11 protein-coding genes are annotated in these 16,268 nt (G+C 70.2%); 3 read left to right on the top strand and 8 right to left on the bottom strand.

Annotated elements, in window-relative coordinates:
• Positions 1–26: 26 nt before the first annotated feature.
• Positions 27–1,097, bottom strand: a complete 1,071-nt coding sequence (locus NX068_RS05950) for a hypothetical protein (protein WP_263460370.1) — start codon at positions 1,095–1,097, stop codon at positions 27–29.
• Between the two features lie 261 nt (positions 1,098–1,358).
• Complete coding sequence (locus NX068_RS05945) at positions 1,359–2,630, bottom strand: Eco57I restriction-modification methylase domain-containing protein (RefSeq protein WP_263460369.1); 1,272 nt, start codon at positions 2,628–2,630, stop codon at positions 1,359–1,361.
• Positions 2,631–2,728: 98 nt separating this feature from the next.
• On the opposite strand from NX068_RS05945, the gene NX068_RS05940 reads away from it, so the two are divergent.
• Positions 2,729–2,926: a hypothetical protein gene (locus NX068_RS05940; RefSeq protein ID WP_263460368.1), complete on the top strand. Its 198-nt coding sequence runs from the start codon at positions 2,729–2,731 to the stop codon at positions 2,924–2,926.
• A gap of 131 nt (positions 2,927–3,057) precedes the next feature.
• The gene (locus tag NX068_RS05935; protein ID WP_263460367.1) at positions 3,058–3,441 is read left to right on the top strand and encodes a DUF488 domain-containing protein; all 384 of its coding nucleotides are present in this window, start codon (positions 3,058–3,060) and stop codon (positions 3,439–3,441) included.
• An 81-nt stretch (positions 3,442–3,522) separates the two neighbouring features.
• Here NX068_RS05935 and NX068_RS05930 read toward each other — a convergent pair whose 3' ends face one another.
• From NX068_RS05930 to recB, 4 genes are all read right to left on the bottom strand, one after another.
• Complete coding sequence (locus NX068_RS05930; RefSeq protein ID WP_263460366.1) at positions 3,523–4,422, bottom strand: LOG family protein; 900 nt, start codon at positions 4,420–4,422, stop codon at positions 3,523–3,525.
• Positions 4,423–4,510: 88 nt separating this feature from the next.
• Positions 4,511–5,536: an extracellular catalytic domain type 1 short-chain-length polyhydroxyalkanoate depolymerase gene (locus NX068_RS05925; RefSeq protein WP_263460365.1), complete on the bottom strand. Its 1,026-nt coding sequence runs from the start codon at positions 5,534–5,536 to the stop codon at positions 4,511–4,513.
• Complete coding sequence (gene recD, locus NX068_RS05920) at positions 5,533–7,632, bottom strand: exodeoxyribonuclease V subunit alpha (RefSeq protein WP_263460364.1); 2,100 nt, start codon at positions 7,630–7,632, stop codon at positions 5,533–5,535. The genes NX068_RS05925 and recD overlap by 4 nt, the downstream gene beginning before the upstream one ends.
• Positions 7,629–11,417, bottom strand: a complete 3,789-nt coding sequence (recB, locus tag NX068_RS05915; protein WP_263460363.1) for an exodeoxyribonuclease V subunit beta — start codon at positions 11,415–11,417, stop codon at positions 7,629–7,631. Before recB ends, recD begins: the two co-directional genes overlap by 4 nt.
• Before the next feature lie 267 nt (positions 11,418–11,684).
• On the opposite strand from recB, the gene NX068_RS05910 reads away from it, so the two are divergent.
• Positions 11,685–12,179, top strand: coding sequence for a Dps family protein (locus NX068_RS05910; protein ID WP_263460362.1), 495 nt, complete (start codon positions 11,685–11,687; stop codon positions 12,177–12,179).
• Positions 12,180–12,261: 82 nt separating this feature from the next.
• Here the strand turns inward: NX068_RS05910 and NX068_RS05905 are convergent, their stop codons facing one another.
• A complete protein-coding gene (locus tag NX068_RS05905; protein WP_263460361.1) occupies positions 12,262–12,870 on the bottom strand; it encodes an IMPACT family protein in 609 nt (202 codons plus the stop codon).
• A 13-nt stretch (positions 12,871–12,883) separates the two neighbouring features.
• Complete coding sequence (recC, locus tag NX068_RS05900) at positions 12,884–16,267, bottom strand: exodeoxyribonuclease V subunit gamma (protein WP_263460360.1); 3,384 nt, start codon at positions 16,265–16,267, stop codon at positions 12,884–12,886.
• Between the last annotated feature and the right edge of the window lies 1 nt (position 16,268).

Below are 16,268 nucleotides of genomic sequence, written 5' to 3'. Positions count from 1 at the left end.
AAGTGTTTTCAGCAGATGCCGCCGCTTCAGGATGAGGCGGCTTCCTTGCAGCTCTGCGCGAGCCGCCGCGCAAAATCCGACAACTGCTCCCGAATCCGCTTGCCCCGTTCTTCCTCTTCGGCAAAGGGACGGCCGAACATCAATCCGACCATTTCCTTGATTCTCTGCTCTTGCTGCGGATCGCCTGCTTCGACGCCGGCATGGACGTGATAGACGTGCCGCCGGCTCAGGATGTCGGCCAGATCCCGATCCAGAGTCTGGCCTGCCAGCACATGGCCGGGTTTCTGCTGGTACTGCCGGTTGATGTCGCAGATCTGCAGCAAGTCGATGTCGCCCAGGCCCTTGAGCAGGCCATTGCGTCCGAAGGGGTTGAGCCCGGCCAGGGTCTCGGATAGCCGCCCGCTACCGATGGGGGCGGGGTCGCGGCTACGGCATTGCTCGATGATGTGACGTTCGATACGGGCGGAGAGTACGAAGCGCACGTACCAAGGATCGAAGTAACGCAAGGGCAGATGCTCCGGCAAGGTCTCCCAGGCTTTGCTCATGGGAATCTTCACACCCAGTGGCGCACGCAGATCGATGCACCAGTCCGTTTTGTCGACCTCATCGACGAAACGCGTCAGAAAGGATTCGTCGCGGGCAATATCGTGCAGGCGCTCGAACAGGCGGCCCGGGGTCTCGAATCCCAACGGCACGATGCGTAGTCCGGTAGCAGCCAGCAATTGCCGCAGGTCGGCGAGAATTCGCTCGACCTCGGCGGCCGAATCGGGCAGACGCCGCCCAATGTGCTCGAAGACCGCCATCGGCGACAGCGCCAGATGGCTTTCGCGGTCGCTCCAGTCGCGCACGAAGACGCAGAAATTCTCGAAAGCCAGGGCATCGATGGCGCGTTTGGCATTCGTCTGGCGGTGCTTGAAGGCCTGGATCAGGCTGTTGTCGAGCACGAGATGGATGGGGCCGGGCAGCTCGCAGGCCGCGGCGTAACGCGTGCCAAACCACAGCGTCAGATCGAAGCAGCGCAGGATCGAGCTGTCATCCAGACCTTGCAAGGTGGTGCGCAGCCGGGCGGCAAGCCCTTGGTCTCTGGTGTCCGTCATCCGTTCCTCCCTGTTTCACGCCAAGAACCGCTGCAACATGGCCCCATCTGCATACCCGGACAACAGACAGAAGGTTCGCGGCGGTCCGATGCCCACGAGGATGCGCTTGAGTCGATCGCAGCAGCGCAACCAGACCGATGAATGGCAGGCCCGGTGCCAGACAAGACGCTGCAACGGGCCAAGCTGCACGAGTTCCATCTGCAAAGCACGAGTGGCGCTCGGAATGACGAAGATTAGGCAGCCCCGCACGAAGGCTGCCAGCTAGCCCTGCGGCAGGAAGGCGGCGAAGGACGCCGGCAGCGGCGCGTTCTCCAGGCTGCGCTGGGTGAACAGGAAGCGGCCGTCGCAGACGAAGCCGAGGTCGGCCCAATCCACCGCATTGAGCGCATCGCGGAAGGCCTCGAGGTCGACGTCCTCGCGATGCGGAAACACCGCCATCACCGCGCCGTCGTAGTCCTTGCAGTCATGGACGAAGAACGGCCGCGCGACCCGCGTCCGGCCATTCACATACACCCGCGGGCGCTCGCTGCGGTGGTGCATGCGCCCCCACATCCACCAGTTCGACTCGTCGAAGTTCGTCACCTTGCGCTGCAGCAGGCGGACCTTGTGCGGCAGCAGCACAGCAGGCGGCGGCTCGCCCGGCTCGGGCCAGATCATGCGCCGGGTGCGGCCGGTGCTGACGGTGGATGAACAGACGAACTCGCGGTTGCCCTGCTCCGCGTCGGCATACAGTTCGTCCGCGCCGGATACCGCGCCGACCTTGACGAAAGCCACTTGTGACAGCCGCAGCGGGTAGTCCTCGCGGGCGAACATCAGGTGCCCTGCGCGCTCGACGAAATGGCGCGGCTGCCAGGCCGGTGCCGCGAGCGCGACATCGAGCTCGTCGTCGACGCCGATCTCGCAATAACGCATCGCGTGCTCATGGCGGCCTTTCTCGAAGCGCCAGATCAGGCAGTTCGGCAAGGCATCGTCGAACACCCGCGCATCGCCGAGCGAGATCGCATCGGTGATGCTGCCCGCCTCCGCCAGCAGGCGGTTCAGCTTCACCGCCGAGGTCGTCTTCAGGAAGTCACGCGGCGTGATGAAGATCAGCTCGCCGCCCGGCTTCAGGTGGCGCAGGCATTTCTCGATGAAGAACAGGTACAGGTTGGAGCGCCCGTCCAGGCAGCGCCCATGGTGGCCACGCGTGATCAGTTCGCGCGTGCCCGCCGGAATGTCCTGAAAGCGGACGTAGGGCGGATTGCCGATGATGGTGTCGAACTGCTCATGCACCGGATAAGCGAAGAAATCCAGCACCCGCGCACCGGGCGGACAGTGATCCGGGTCCAGCTCCAGCCCCACTGCGCCGGGCAGATGGCGCAGGAAGGCGCCGTCGCCGCAGGACGGCTCCAGCACCCGCCCGCCGTTGCGGCGCAGCGCCAGCATGACGCGCACCACCGGTGCCGGCGTGAACACCTGGCCGAGCGCGGCGACGTCACGCAGACCGAGGCCGTACTGGCCGGATGCGGGCAGGAATGTGGGTTCGGCTGACATGGGCGGCGATGTTACCAAGCCGGCTGCGGGACGGGGAGAAATGAAGCGCCATTGCCAATACTCGAGGAACCACGCCCGGGCGGCAGACAGTCGAATCCTTGCTCAAACAGGTATCATCGCCACACTCCATTGAAGCCGGCGCCGACTACTTTCTCGACAGCCTGTTTTCGGACATCGATGCGCTGCTGCTGCATGCCGGCGTGCATGAACGGCATTTCGGCTACTACCGCAGCCTGGCAAAACGCTTCCCTTTCGCCATCTACTATCGCCTGGACGGAAACCTGATCCAGGTCTGACGGGTACTCGACTGCCGCAGCAATCCCTCTCGCCTGGCCCGCGCGCTCTCCAAGTCCTGATATCGGCCCAGCCCTGCCTATACTGAACGGAGAGCACACGTCGTTCCCGTTTCATGTACGAGGCCAAGGACATGGACATCCGCATTCAGCGAATCTACGAACCGCCCTCGCCCGACGACGGCTGCCGCGTGCTGGTCGATCGGCTGTGGCCGCGCGGCCTGCGCAAGGAAGCCGCGGCGCTGGACCACTGGCTGCGCGAGCTGGCGCCATCGACCGAGCTGCGCCACTGGTTCAACCACGATCCGGCACACTGGGACGAGTTCCGCCGCCGCTACGCCGAGGAGCTTGGCCACGGCGAAGCCGCCGAGGCGCTGGCGACGCTGCGCGAACTGGCTGCCGCCCAGCCGGTGCTGACGCTGCTCTACGCCGCACACGACACCGAGCACAACAACGCCGTTGCGCTGCGCGACTACCTGCTGGAAGACGGCGGACGCGCACCGAAGGGCAAGACCTGAAACCCACCCCGCGCAGGCCGGCGCGCCGGACGTTCAGCGATGCCGCAGCCGGCACGTGGCCGGCAGAACACCCGATGCCTCTCAGTTCCCTCTCACCTGCCGTGCCACCAGCGCGGGGTTGTCGCCCTGGTAAGCGGCCTTGATCACGTCCCAGGCCTCTTCGGCCGTCTCGGCGTAGTGGAACAGCTCCTTGTCCTTGGGGCTGATCACGCCGTGCTCGACCAGCACGTCGAAATCGATCAGCTTCTGCCAGAATTCGCGCCCGATCAGCACGATCGGCCGGCGCCGGATCTTGCCGGTCTGCGTCAGCGTCAGCACTTCGAACAGCTCGTCCAGCGTGCCCAGCCCGCCCGGGAAGCTGACCAACGCCACCGCGCGCATCAGGAAATGCATCTTGCGGATGGCGAAATAGTGGAACTGGAAGCACAGCTCGGGCGTGATGTAGGGGTTCGGCGCCTCCTCGAAAGGCAGGAAGATGCTCATGCCCATGCTGCGCCCGCCGGCCTCGTGGGCGCCGCGGTTGCCGGCTTCCATGATGCCCGGGCCGCCGCCGGTGGCGACGATGACCGGCTCGCCGAGTGCTCCGGATTCGCGCGTCACCAGTTCGGCGAAGCGGCGCGCTTCCTCGTACCAGCGCGCATTCCTGACCATCTGCTCGGCCCTGCGGATCGCCTCTTCGTCGCCGCCGGCACGTGCCTCGACCAGCATCGCCGCAGCCACCTCGGGCGCCTTGAAGCGGGCACTGCCGAACACCACCACGGTCGATTCCACTCCCTGCTCCTGCTGGATCAGCTCGGGCTTCAGCAGTTCGAGCTGCAGGCGCACCGGCCGCAGTTCCTCGCGCAGCAGGAAATCGGTGTCGGTGAAAGCCATGCGGAACGAGCTGCCGGGGCCGTCGTAGCGGCCGTGCGGCTGCGCTGCGCGGGCTTCGTCCTCGGCGGAAGGAAAGTTGCGGGCGCGGAGCAGGGACTTGTCGGTCATGAAGGCATCCAGATGAGATTCGGGGCCGACATGATCGCATCCCCAGGTTACGCCAAGCGAGCGCCCGCACGCCGCGGCGTGCGTCGCGTCACGTTTGCGTGGCCGCCCGGCGCTTCAAGGACGCGGCGACGAAACGCCACACCATGCCCGACGCATCCGGCCCCTGCGGGTCGCTGAACAGCTGGCGCGCGTCGCCGCCGCTCCAGGCATGGCCGAGCCCTTCGACCTCGACGAGTTGCGCGACGAGCCGGCGCCCTGCGCGGTAATCGGTGACCGTCATCGGCCGCCGCGCGCCGCGCTGCATGCGGCGCGGCTCGCCGGCCCGTGCGCCCGAAGCGGCCGCCCACAGCTCGGCCGCGGCACGTCCGTTGGCCGGTGCGACCACGCGATCGGCCTGGCCGTGGATCACCAGCAGCGGCGGCAGCCCGCCATCCGGCGCCAGATCCGCTTTCGCCGTGCGCCGCCCGCCCATCGCCGCCAACGCGGTGGCGGCCGAATGGGCGCTGCCCGGCGGCACGCCGCAGTGCATGGCCACCGCGGCGAAACGATCGGGGTGGCGCTCCGCCAGCAGCGCGGCCATGCTCGCACCGGCCGAAATACCGGCCAGCGCGACGGCTCCGCGATCCGCCGGGTAGAGCAGGCAGACCTGGTCGATCGCCGCCATCAGCGTCGCCGCCTCGGCATCGGCGTGGCGGCTGCGGGTGTCGTACCAGTTCCAGCAGCCCTGCGGATTCGCCGTGCGATCCTGCTCGGGATACAGCACCAGCAAGCGCTCGCGCCGGGCGATGCGGTTCATCCGCGTGCTGTGGGCGAACTGCGCCGCCGTCTGCCCGCAGCCATGCAGCATCACCAGCAGCGGCCGGCGCTCGTCATTGCGAATGCCGGGCGGCCGGAACAGATGGAAGCGGCGCACGCCTGCCGGACCGAGCGCCTGGCCGGCGATCCAGTCCCCCGCACCGGGCGGCGGCCGATGCGGCGCGGCGATCGCGTCGACCGTCTGCGCGACGGCCTTGCCCACCGCCCGCGTCCCCGCGGCGAGCGCCTTGCGCGTCATCGAAGTCGTCGCGCGCTGCAGCGCACGGGCCAGCGGCGATTTGCGGATGCGACGGCTCATGGCTCGACGACCTCCCTCATGCGCGCGCGCAATCCCGAGGCGCGCAGCGTGCGTGCCGCGCAGCCGGCGACGAAGACCTCGCCGGCGCCGGCCACAGTCACCCGCCTCGCGGCACGGGTGACACCGGTATAGATCAGTTCGCGCGTCAGCACCCGCAGCGGCTGGGCCGGCAGCATCAGCAGCACCTCATCGAATTCCGAACCCTGGCTCTTGTGCACCGTCAGCGCGAAAGCGGTGTCGTGGGCCGGCAGGCGCAGCGGCGGAACAGGGCGGAAGCCGCCTTCGGCCGCCGGGAAGAACACCCGCAGCACGCCCTGCTCGTCGGGCAGGCACAGGCCGACGTCACCGTTGAAGAGGCCGAGGCGGTAGTCGTTGGCAAGCACGATGACCGGCCGCCCCGGATACCAGCGCCCGGCGGCGCTGCGGTCCGGCGCCAGGCCGAGGGCGGCGCGCAGCCGGGCTTCGAGATGGGCGTTCAGCGCGACCAGCCCGCGGCTGCCGTCGCGCACCGCGACGAGCACGCGGAAACGCTCGAAAGCGTGCATCGCGGCGGCGACATCGGGCGCGCGAGCGGCCGCAGCCATGCTCGCCGGTTTCGCCGAAGCCCCACCTGGGCCTGCCCCCAGGCCGGCCCGCAACAGCGCGAAATAAGGTCCATAACCCGCTTCGATGCGCGCCAGCGCTTCGGCCCCCGGACGTTCACCGCCATCCTCGATCCAGCACGCCGATTCGTCGCCGCCGGCCGCCAGCCAGGCGAGCGCGGCTTGACCACGGCCGGCGCGGATGTCGGCCGCCAGCCGGCCGATGCCGGAGTCGGCGCGGAAGCGATGGCTTTCCGTCAGCCAGACGACGCAATCGGCCAGTGCGGCTGCGCCCTCTCCTGCTTCGTCATCCTCACCTTCGTCCTGCTGCAGGTCGGCTTCGGCCGCTGCAGTGTGGACCGCTGCGGTATCAACCGCCCCGGTATCGACCGCCGCGGTGTGGACCGCCCCGGTATCGACCGCCGGGTCGATCTGCGCCAGGCGGGCGCGCATGGCGGCAGAAAAGCTGCGCTGCGCCGACAGTTCGGCGAACACCGCGCCGGCTTCGACGGCGGCGAGCTGGTCCTTGTCGCCGAGCAGCACCAACCGTGCCGCCGGCGGCAGCGCATCCACCAGGCGGGCGGCCAGCGCCAGGTCCAGCATCGAGGCCTCGTCCACCACCAGCACATCCACCGCCAGCGGCTTGCCGGCATGGTGGCGGAAACGGCCGGCCTCCGGCGTGACGCCGAGCAGGCGATGCACGGTGAAGGCCTCGGTCGGCAGCCTGGTCGCGAGTCCGGCCGGCAGCGCCTGCGCACGCCGGCGCAGGGCTTCGAGCATGCGCGCGGCGGCCTTGCCGGTCGGCGCGGCCAGCGCGATGCGCAGGCCCGGTTCGTATTCGAGCAGGCAGGCGAGCAAGGCCGCGACGGTGGTGGTCTTGCCGGTGCCCGGCCCGCCGCTGATCACCGTCAGCCGGCCTTGCAGCGCCAGCGCGACGGCAAGCTTCTGCCAGTCGGGCGCGGCTGCGGCGCGCGGCGGAAACAGGCTGTCCAGCAGCGCCCGTTGTTCGGCACCCGGTGCTTCCACCGTCTCCGCGGACCGGGCACGCGCCACCAGGGCCGCGGCCAGCCCGCGCTCCTGGTCGAAATGGCGGCGCAGATAGAGGCGGTCCTCGTCGTCGAGCACCAGCGGATGCGCCGATGCGCCGCCGACCGCCTGCGCCACGCCGACGACCACGCCGCTGGCACGCAGCGCGCCGCGCAGCCGTTCGAGCCGGGCGGCAGCATCGGCTTCCGCCCCGGGCGGGGCATCGCTGCCCGGCGGCAGACCGTCCAGGGCTTCAGCCGCATCCGTCATCGGCGCGGACGGCTCCTCCAGGCTGCTTTCGGCGTCGGCGAATGCGCCGTCCGCCGGGCCGGCAAGCACCGCGAGCGGCATGCAGACGTGGCCGGCGCTGGTGGCGAACGCCAGCCGACGTGCGGCCGAAGCCAGCACGGCGCGGCTCCCGGCCGGCGCCTGCAGCGTGTCGGCCCAGGCCAGGAGGTGGCGGGCGAAGCCTTCGGCGAGATCGTTCATGCCGGCTCCACGATGGCCGCTTCGGCCCTGCCGGCCAGCAGCGCATCGAGCTCTTCGAGCACCTTGCGCGGGCAGCGGTGGTGGAACACGCCGGCCGGCCGGCCATCGAGCTGCCAGCCCGGACGCACGCCGCGCACGAACAGGTAGAGCGCGCCGCCGAAATGGCGCTCGTAGTCGTAGTCCGGCAGGCTGCGGCCGAGGTGGCGGTGCAGCGCCACGCCGTAGATCAGGTGCTGCAGGTGGTAGCCGTGCGCCTGCATCGCCGCTTCGAGGCCGGCGGGCGCATAGTCCTGCGGACGGTCGCCGAGGTGGTTGGACTTCCAGTCGAGCAGCCAGTAGCGGCCGTCGTGCTCGAACACCAGGTCGATGAAGCCTTTCAGGTAGCCGTCGAGTTCCCGGAAGGACAGCCTGGGCACGCGGTAGCCCCGCGCCGCGAGCCAGCCGTCGAGCTGCGCTGCCGTCAGCCGCGGCGCGGGCAGGTGGAAACCCAACTCGACCAGCCGGTGCGTGCGCGGCACGCTGTCCAGGCGCAGTCCGGCGCCCGGAGGCTCCACCAGCAGCGGCGTGGCCACCACGTCCGCGAGCATGCGGCGCAGCATCCGCGACAGGGCCGCCGAGCCGGCCGGCGCCCGCTGCGGATGGGCGGCGAGCGCGGCGGTGATGGCCTGCTCCCAGCCGCTATGGTCGGTGAAGTCGATCTGCTCGAACAGCGCATGCATGCAGTCGCCGGCCACCGGGCCGCGCGGAAAGCGCAGGATGTCGTCGTCCGCCGGCGCAGGCGCCGGCAACGCGTCCGCGCCGGCAGCCAGGCCGGTCAGCGCCGCCAGCTCGCCGCCATCCAGCGCGTTGGCGTCGTGGTCCAGCGCGGCCTGCTCCAGCGCCACCTGGCCTCGGGCCGCGCCGGCGATCAGCGCGCTGAAGCTGCCGATGCGCCAGCCGGCCGGCACCACCGACGGCCGCAGCGCGCGCGGCCGCTGGCCGGCACCGCCGGCCGGAGCGAGTGCTTCGCCGTACCCGTCCGGCAGGTCCGACCACTGCATGACCGGCTTGCCCTCGTACAGGCAGGCGCCGGCAAGCGCGCGCCAGCGGGCCTCGATGTCCATCGGCGTCGACCTGTAGCCGGCCCAGGCATCGGCAGCCGTGCCGGCGCCGGCCACCATCCAGTTGAGCAGGCTGCGCACGCTCTCGGTATGGCTGATGGTCTTCCCGCGTTTGGCATAGCAGCCCACCACCAGGTAGCAGCGGTGCACCGCGCGCGTCAGCGCGACGTAGATCAGGCGCAGATCCTCGGCCTGGCGTTCGCGGCGCAGGCGGGCCTTGATCGCTTCGTCCTGCGCTGCCGCCTGGCGGTAGTCGAGCACCAGTTGACCGCTGTCGTCGTGCCAGGCGCGCATCGGGCCTTCGCTGCGGCCGCCGGCGTGGCCGTCGAACAGGAAGGGGCAGAACACGATGCCGTATTCCAGCCCTTTCGCCCGGTGGATGGTGACGATCTGCACCAGATTGCGGTCGGACTCCAGCCGCAACTGGGCTGCGTCGCCACTGCTGCCGTCGCGGCGCTGCGTGGCCAGCGTGCGCAGCAGGACTTCGGGTGCGGCGTCGCCGGCGATCTGCTGCAGCAGTTCGGCCAGATGCATCAGGTTGGTCAGTCGGCGTTCGCCATCCGGGCGGCCGAGCAGGCGGGCGGCGACACCCTCGTCGCTCAGCCACTGCCGCAGCATCACGCCGAAGCCACGCGACAGCCAGATCTCGCGCCAGCGCACGAAGGCGTCGAGCTTGTCGAGCAGCGCGCCTTCGTCGTCGGCCAGGCGGGCCAGCGCCGAGGCGTCGAAGCCCATTGCCGTCGTCGCCAATGCCGCCTTGACGCGGCGCTCGCGCAGCGGCTCGGCGATCGCCAGCAGTACCCGCTCCAGTTCTTCGGCATCGTCGGTATGGAACACGCTGGCCTGCGACAGCTCCACGCTGCCGACGCCGACCGCCGCCAGCGCGCGGCGCATGCGCGCGCCCTGGCCATGGCTGCGCACCAGCACGGCGATGTCGGCAGGCGCCAGCGGCCGCTCGCCGATGCAGACCTGCCCGGCAGCGCCAGCCGCCAGCAGGCGCGCGATCTCGGCCGCGCAGGCGCGTGCGGCGCGCTGCAGCGCCTGTTCGCGCGGCAGCCGGGTGCCGCCGCCCTCGTCGCTGTCGGCCTGGGTGTCGTCGCGCGGGATGCGCCACAGCTGCAGCGGCGGGACCCCGTCGGCCGGCGCCGTGGCATCCACCAGCGGCTTGCGCGGCCGGCTGCCGGCGCCGACGCGCACGTAGTCCAGCCCGTCCATCATGAACACCGCCGGGTTGGCGCCGAACAGCTGGTTGCAGGCTTCGATCAGCGCCGGCGCCGAACGCTGGTTGTGGCGCAGCGTATAGCGCGCATCGGTACGCTCGCGCGCGGCGAGATAGGTGTGCAGGTCGGCGCTGCGGAAGCTGTAGATCGCCTGCTTGGGGTCGCCGACCAGGAACAGGCTGCCGTGGCGGCCTTCGCCGCGATAGATGCGGTCGAAGATGCCGAACTGCAGCGGATCGGTGTCCTGGAACTCGTCGATCAGCGCCACCGGGTAGCGCGTGTGCAGCGCCGCCGCCAGCCAGGGCTGCCCACCCGCATGCAAGGCCTGGTGAGCGTTCCACAGGATGTCGTCGAAGCCGATCTGGCGGCGTTCGGCCTTGCGCCGGCGCAACTCGTCCGCAGCCGTGTCGACGAAGCGCCGCAGCAGGCTCAGCCGGGCGGTCGCCAGCAGGGCATCGACTTCCGCCCGCGCCGCCAGCAGTTCGCCGGCGGCATCGAAGAAAGGATGGCACGGCGCGGCGATGCCCTTCCTGCTGCCGGCGGCGGTGATGCCTTGCTTCAGCGCCTCGGCGGCGAACAGTCTCAACTTGTCGCCGTGCTCGCCAGCAATCGGCTGCAAGGGATCGTCCGCCGCCAGCCAGCCGGCCCATTGGTCGGCCGCGGTCTCGATCGCCTGTGGCTTGTAGCGCGTGCCGTTGAGGCCGTCGAGCGCGCCATTCACGCAGGCGACGGCTTCGTCCAGCCTCGCCGCCAGCGCACGTGCTGCGGCATAGGCCTGCCGCAACCGCGCCTCGGCCGCCGGCAGCACGGCCGCGCCTTCGCCGCCGTCCGTGCCCTCGTCCCACAGTGCGCGGGCGCAGGGCCGGCCCATGTGGCGCTGCAGGATGCCGGCCCAGCTTACGGGGCAGTCGCCCCGGTTCAGCAGTTCGTCCGCCAGCAGCGGCGGCAGCGCGCTGCCCGCGACTTCGCGCCGCCAGAAGTCCTGCGCCACTTCCAGCCGCAGCGCGTTGTCGTCCTCGACCAGTTCCAGCGCATAAGGCAGGCCGGCGGCGAAAGGCGTGTCGGCCAGCGCGCGCTGGCAGAAGCCGTGGATAGTGAAGATCGCTGCTTCGTCGAAAGTCTGCAGCGCGTGGCGCAGGCGCACGCTCATCCGCGCATCGTCGAGGCCGCGCGCCCGCAGCGTGTCGAGCAGTTGCGGCACGAAGGGGTCGTCGCCCGCCGCCGCGCCGTCGAGCACGCGCAGGGTTTCGACGATGCGCTCGCGGATGCGGCCGGACAGCTCGGCGGTCGCCGCCTTGGTGAAGGTGACGACCAGCAGGGCTTCGACCGGCAGCTCCCGCTCCAGCAGCAGTCGCAGATACAGGCCGCAGATGTTCCAGGTCTTGCCGGTGCCGGCCGAGGCCTCGATCAGGCGGATGCCATCCAGCGGGCAATCAAAGACGTCGAGTTCCGGAGCTGCGGACATGGTGAAAATGGCGCGGTCGAAGATTGAGCCGTCACGAAGGAGAGCGAGGGCGGGGACAGGCGACGATAGCACGGTGCCCGGGCCATCCGGCCTGCCGGCGTGCACCGATTGTCCGCGTCAATCGCCCGAATCAAACGCAGCGATGCGTTTAAGCGGTATTCTGACCGCTCAGCCGATTCGCGTACGGCGACATCCGACTTGCATCGCAGGCCGGACGACACGCCGCCGAACGGCCCCGAATCCTCTTTCATGCAGGAGATCATGCACATGGCAAGCAAGAAGACGAAAACCCCGGCGATCGACATCGGCATTCCCGAGGATCAGCGCAAGAAGATCGTCGCCGGCCTGTCCGCCTTTCTGGCCGACAGCTACACGCTGTACCTGATGACGCACAACTTCCACTGGAACGTCACCGGCCCGCAGTTCAACAGCCTGCACGCGATGTTCATGGACCAGTACACCGAGCAGTGGAACGCGCTCGACGTCATCGCCGAGCGCATCCGCGCGCTGGGCTTCCCGGCACCGGGCACCTACAAGGAGTTCGCCAAGCTGACCTCGATCAAGGAGGTCGACGGCGTGCCCAAGGCCGAGGACATGGTCCGCCACCTCGTCATCGCCCAGGAAGCCACCGCCCGCACCGCGCGCTCGCTGTTCGATCTGGTCGACGAAGCCAACGACCAGCCGACCGCCGACATGCTGACCCAGCGTCTCGAAGTGCACGAGAAGACCGCCTGGATGCTGCGCAGCACGCTGGAAGAATAAGCGGGCTCGCGAGCAACAGCAGGACAAGACTGCCCCCTGGCCGGCGCGCCGGCCAGGGGGCAGTGCTTTTTTTACGCCCGGCTCACTCTCCGCCCGACAGTTCCTGCTCGTCCAGCCACAGCAGCCGCCCCTGTCCCAGCTCGTTCAGGCGGCTGACGAGCCCGGCGGCGGCATCCTCGGCCAAGCCGAAGCGCAGCGTCACCGCCTGGCCGTGGGCGACATCCAGCAGGGCCGCGCCGGCCGCATCCAGCTCGCGGCGCAGCATGCCTTCCTGCGCGTAGGGCACGGTGCAGCCGAGCGTCCGCAGGCGCACGATCGGCACCTTGGTCGCAGTCAGCAAGGCCTGGGCGACGCTATCTGTATAGGCGCGCACCAGCCCGCCCGCGCCCAGCTTGATACCGCCGAAATAGCGCACCACGGTGGCGAGCACGCCTTCCAGATCCTGGTGGCGCAGCACGTCCAGCATCGGCCGGCCGGCGGTGCCGCTGGGTTCGCCGTCATCCACCGCCGCCGACTGCCCGCTCGCGAGCAAGGCCCAGCAGACGTGGCGGGCACCCGGATGCTCGGCCCACAGGCCGGCCACCACCTTCTGCGCGCTGGCGCGGTCGGCCATCGGCTGCACGCAGCCGATGAAGCGGCTCTTCTTGATGATCAGTTCGCTATGGACGGGTTCGGCAAGTGTCAGCGGCATGGCATCGGTCCGGTCAGGCGTCCTCGAGGTGCTCGAACAGCGGCCCCAGCACCTGGCGCGCAAGTTCGAAGAAGCGCTCGCCGGGCAGCCCCTGCTCGCCCCTGAGCACCAGACGCCAGGCCGGATCGTTGGCTTCGCCGAACTCCGGCCGCATGCCGCCGCCCCATTTCTTCATTGCCTCGCTGTCCTTGCCGCCGCTGCTCATGCAGGCCCAGGCAGACTTGGGGAAGAAATGCAGCGGCCGGACCAGGCCTTCGCGGTAGAGCGCGAGCAGCGCGTGCAATTCCTCCCGCGCCTGCGCCCGGACCAAGGGCCGGAAGGCGAAGCCGCCGTCGCGCGACAGGCCGCGCGTGCGCGCCGCCACGCCGGGGGCGGGATCCGCACACAGCAGCAGATGGGCAAGCCACGCGCCCAGACAATCGGCGGCGCGGGTGTCGTCGTAGCGCGCGAACAGCAGGCCATCGGGACGCAGGTCGGCAAAGGCCGCGGACAGGGTCCAGGTCTCGCCGTCGAAGCGGACCTCGACGCGTGCGACGTGCGGCGGCAGCGCCGGCTCCGCCTGGATCTGCAGGCGGCGGGCGAAGGCACACAGGCTGCCGAGTTCGCGTTCGAGCGCGCCCTCGCCCAGGCGGCCGGCCGGATATTCACCGCCGGCACGGGCGAGCGCCCACAGCGCGGACGCTTCGCACGCATCCTCCTCCGGCCCGAGCAGCACCGGCAGCAGGCGCCGCGCCAGCGCCTGGGATGCCGGCCAGTCGGGCAGCATCGGCTCGACGTCGTCGAGTTCGGCTTCGGCTTCGGGCAGCGCCAGCCCCAGCCGCTCGCGCAGCAGATAGCGCCCGGGGTGGGAAAAGAAACGCGTCAGTTGCTGCAGGTCCACTTCGCGCCAGACGGCTTCGGGCGGCGGCAATGGCAACACGAAGAAGGGCGTGGCCGGCGTGGGCGCGGCCACGTTTCCGTCGTCCTCGACATCGTCACCCTCCTCCAGCGCCTCTTCCACGTCGATCGCCACCGGCTGCATGCCGGCCTCAAGCCGGCTGGCGAGCACCCTGGCGTAGTCCTCGTTGAAGCTCGCCAGCCGCGCATCATTGCGCCCGGCGGCGACGAAATAGTCGGCAGCAAAGGCCTGCAGCGGATGATGAAGGAGCAGGCGCTCACGCGCTTGCGCCACGGCCTGGGGGTCGCCGGCTTCGGCGGCGCAGGCGCCGGCCAGGGTGTCAAGCAGCTCATCGACCAGCACCGACGGCGGCAGCGCCGAGCCGTCGCGCACGCTGCGGCCGACATAGGACAGATGCAGCACCTCGCGCGCCGACAGGACCAGATCGAGGAAGAGGTTGCGGTCGTCGAGGCGGCGCTGGCGGTCGCCGGCCTGCGGGCGGGCGCTCATCAGGTCGAACTCGGCCGGGCGGTCGCTGCCGGGGAAGGCGCCCTGGTCCAGGCCGATCAGGCAGACGACGCGGTACGGCAGGCCGCGCAAGGCCGACAGCGCGGAGAAGGTGACCGTGCCGCCGGGCACGGCGCCGCGCGCAGGGTCGTCGAGCCGCGCGGCCAGCGCGGGATGCACCACGTCGAGCGCAAGCTCGGCGTCGCAGCCGGCCGTGGCGATGTCGTCGGCCAGCGCGGCGATGGCGGCGCGAACCTCGCGCAGGGCGTCGGCGTGCTCGGCGCTGTCATCGACCAGGCGCTCCAGCACGGCATAAAGCACCCGGCGCCAGCCTTCGCCGTCATGCGCCTGCTGCAGCTCGTCGCGCATCGCGCGCAGGCTGTCGACGTAGCGCCAGAAGCCGCCGAGCGCGAGCGCAGCATGGCCTTCCGGCGCCGCCGCGCCGACATGGCCGGCGAAAGTGGCGCGCTGCGCGGCATCGCCCGCCGCCCAGGCGAGGAACAGGCGGTGCAGGCCGTCCTCCAGCGTGTGGCCGACGGGCCGCAGCACGCCATCGTCGCTGCCACCGGCTTCCAGCCCCCAGCGCACACCGGCTTCGCGCATCCAGTCGTGGATCGTTTCCAGCGCCGCGTCGTCGAGGCCGAAGCGCGCTGCCACCGGCACCTGCTGCAGCAGATCGAACACCTGGCTGGCGGGAAAGCGGCCGACCGCGAGCTGCAGCGCCCGGTCGAGCACCCTGGCGACGGGATTGTCCTGCCTGCCGCCGAGACCGGTGATGCGCCAGGGAATGTGCCGTTCGCGCGGCACGGTGCCGAACACCGCTTCGATCAGCGGCGCGGTGCTTTCGAGATCGGGCGTCAGCACCACGACGTCCGCCGGCTGCAGCGCCTCCGGCGTGCCGGCGCCGGCCTTGAACAGGCCGAGCAGGCGGTCGTGCAGCACTTCGAGTTCGCGCGTGCGTGAATGGCAGACCTGCACTTCGATGCTGCGGTCGCTCGCCGCCAGCCGGATGCTGGCCGGTTCGAGCTGCTGCAGGCCGAGGATGGCGTTCTGCAGCCGCGCCAGCAGGTGGCGGCCGGGGTGGGGAGCGAAGACGGCTTCCTCCTCCACCGCATGCTCGCCTTCGAACAGCAGGCCGATGTGGGCGCGCGTCTGCTTGCCCCAGGCCGCGAGCAGGCTGTTGCCGGTTTCGAAGAACATGTCCTGCTGCCGCGCGGCGAGCCAGGACAGACGGCGCGCATCGACGATGTCGAACCAGAATTCACTGCAGGGATTGAGCACGTACAGCCGCACCTCGACCACGCGCGCCAACTCGCGCAGCATGTCGAGATAAAGCGGCGGCAGCGCCGGCAGGCCGAACACATGCACCGACGCGGGCAGGCCGGCGGCGGCCAGTTCCTCTCCCGACATCGCCGTGACGCGGCGCAGGAAGGTCCGCGCCGGATGTTCCTGGCCCAGCGCCAGGCCTTCGTGGATGCGGCTCCAGAGCTCGGCCTGCCAGGCCTCGTCCTCGCGCTCGGCCGCCGAAGCGCCGGCGTCGAGCACCGAGCCGCGCCTGCCCGCCCAGGTTTCGAGCCATTGGGGACGATAGGTCAGGTAATGGTCGAAGACCTGCGCGATGCGCTCGGCCAGCTCGAAGCGCATGCGCGCGTCTGCGCGCTCGAGATAGCGCGCCAGCCGTGGATGGCCGGCCAGCCAGGCATTGGCTTCATGCGCCGGATCGAGCAGGCCGTGGATGCGCCAGGCCAGCGTCCCGACCGCGAAGGGCGAACGTTCCGGCACCGGCACGACGAGGCGGATCTGCCGCCACAGCCACTGGGCGAGATAGTCGAAACCGAGGTTGGCGCAAATGCCCTCACGGTCGGCCATCGCCAGTTCGACCTTGCGCCGTAGCGCGCTGCTCGGCACCACCACCTGGCGCTGGCCGAACGGCCCCAGTTGCTCGGCGCCGAGGCGTTCGAGCAGGCTGTCGAGCAGGATTTCGAAGCGGTTCGAGAAACTCAAATGGAACATG

Origin of the sequence: Thauera carbonicopians (genome assembly GCF_025699485.1) — a bacterium.
Classification (GTDB): domain Bacteria; phylum Pseudomonadota; class Gammaproteobacteria; order Burkholderiales; family Rhodocyclaceae; genus Thauera.
This window is presented reverse-complemented; position numbering and strand designations above follow the sequence as displayed.

What these genes read in the sequence shown, in the direction of transcription:
- NX068_RS05945 (WP_263460369.1), bottom strand. Translation starts at nt 2,630, where the DNA reads ATGTCAGCCGAACCCACATTCCTGCCCGCATCCGGCCAGTACGGCCTC.
- NX068_RS05935 (WP_263460367.1), top strand. Translation starts at nt 3,058, where the DNA reads ATGGACATCCGCATTCAGCGAATCTACGAACCGCCCTCGCCCGACGAC.
- NX068_RS05930 (WP_263460366.1), bottom strand. Translation starts at nt 4,422, where the DNA reads ATGACCGACAAGTCCCTGCTCCGCGCCCGCAACTTTCCTTCCGCCGAG.
- NX068_RS05950 (WP_263460370.1), bottom strand. Translation starts at nt 1,097, where the DNA reads ATGACGGACACCAGAGACCAAGGGCTTGCCGCCCGGCTGCGCACCACC.
- NX068_RS05905 (WP_263460361.1), bottom strand. Translation starts at nt 12,870, where the DNA reads ATGCCGCTGACACTTGCCGAACCCGTCCATAGCGAACTGATCATCAAG.
- NX068_RS05910 (WP_263460362.1), top strand. Translation starts at nt 11,685, where the DNA reads ATGGCAAGCAAGAAGACGAAAACCCCGGCGATCGACATCGGCATTCCC.
- recC (WP_263460360.1), bottom strand. Translation starts at nt 16,267, where the DNA reads ATGTTCCATTTGAGTTTCTCGAACCGCTTCGAAATCCTGCTCGACAGC.
- NX068_RS05925 (WP_263460365.1), bottom strand. Translation starts at nt 5,536, where the DNA reads ATGAGCCGTCGCATCCGCAAATCGCCGCTGGCCCGTGCGCTGCAGCGC.
- recB (WP_263460363.1), bottom strand. Translation starts at nt 11,417, where the DNA reads ATGTCCGCAGCTCCGGAACTCGACGTCTTTGATTGCCCGCTGGATGGC.
- recD (WP_263460364.1), bottom strand. Translation starts at nt 7,632, where the DNA reads ATGAACGATCTCGCCGAAGGCTTCGCCCGCCACCTCCTGGCCTGGGCC.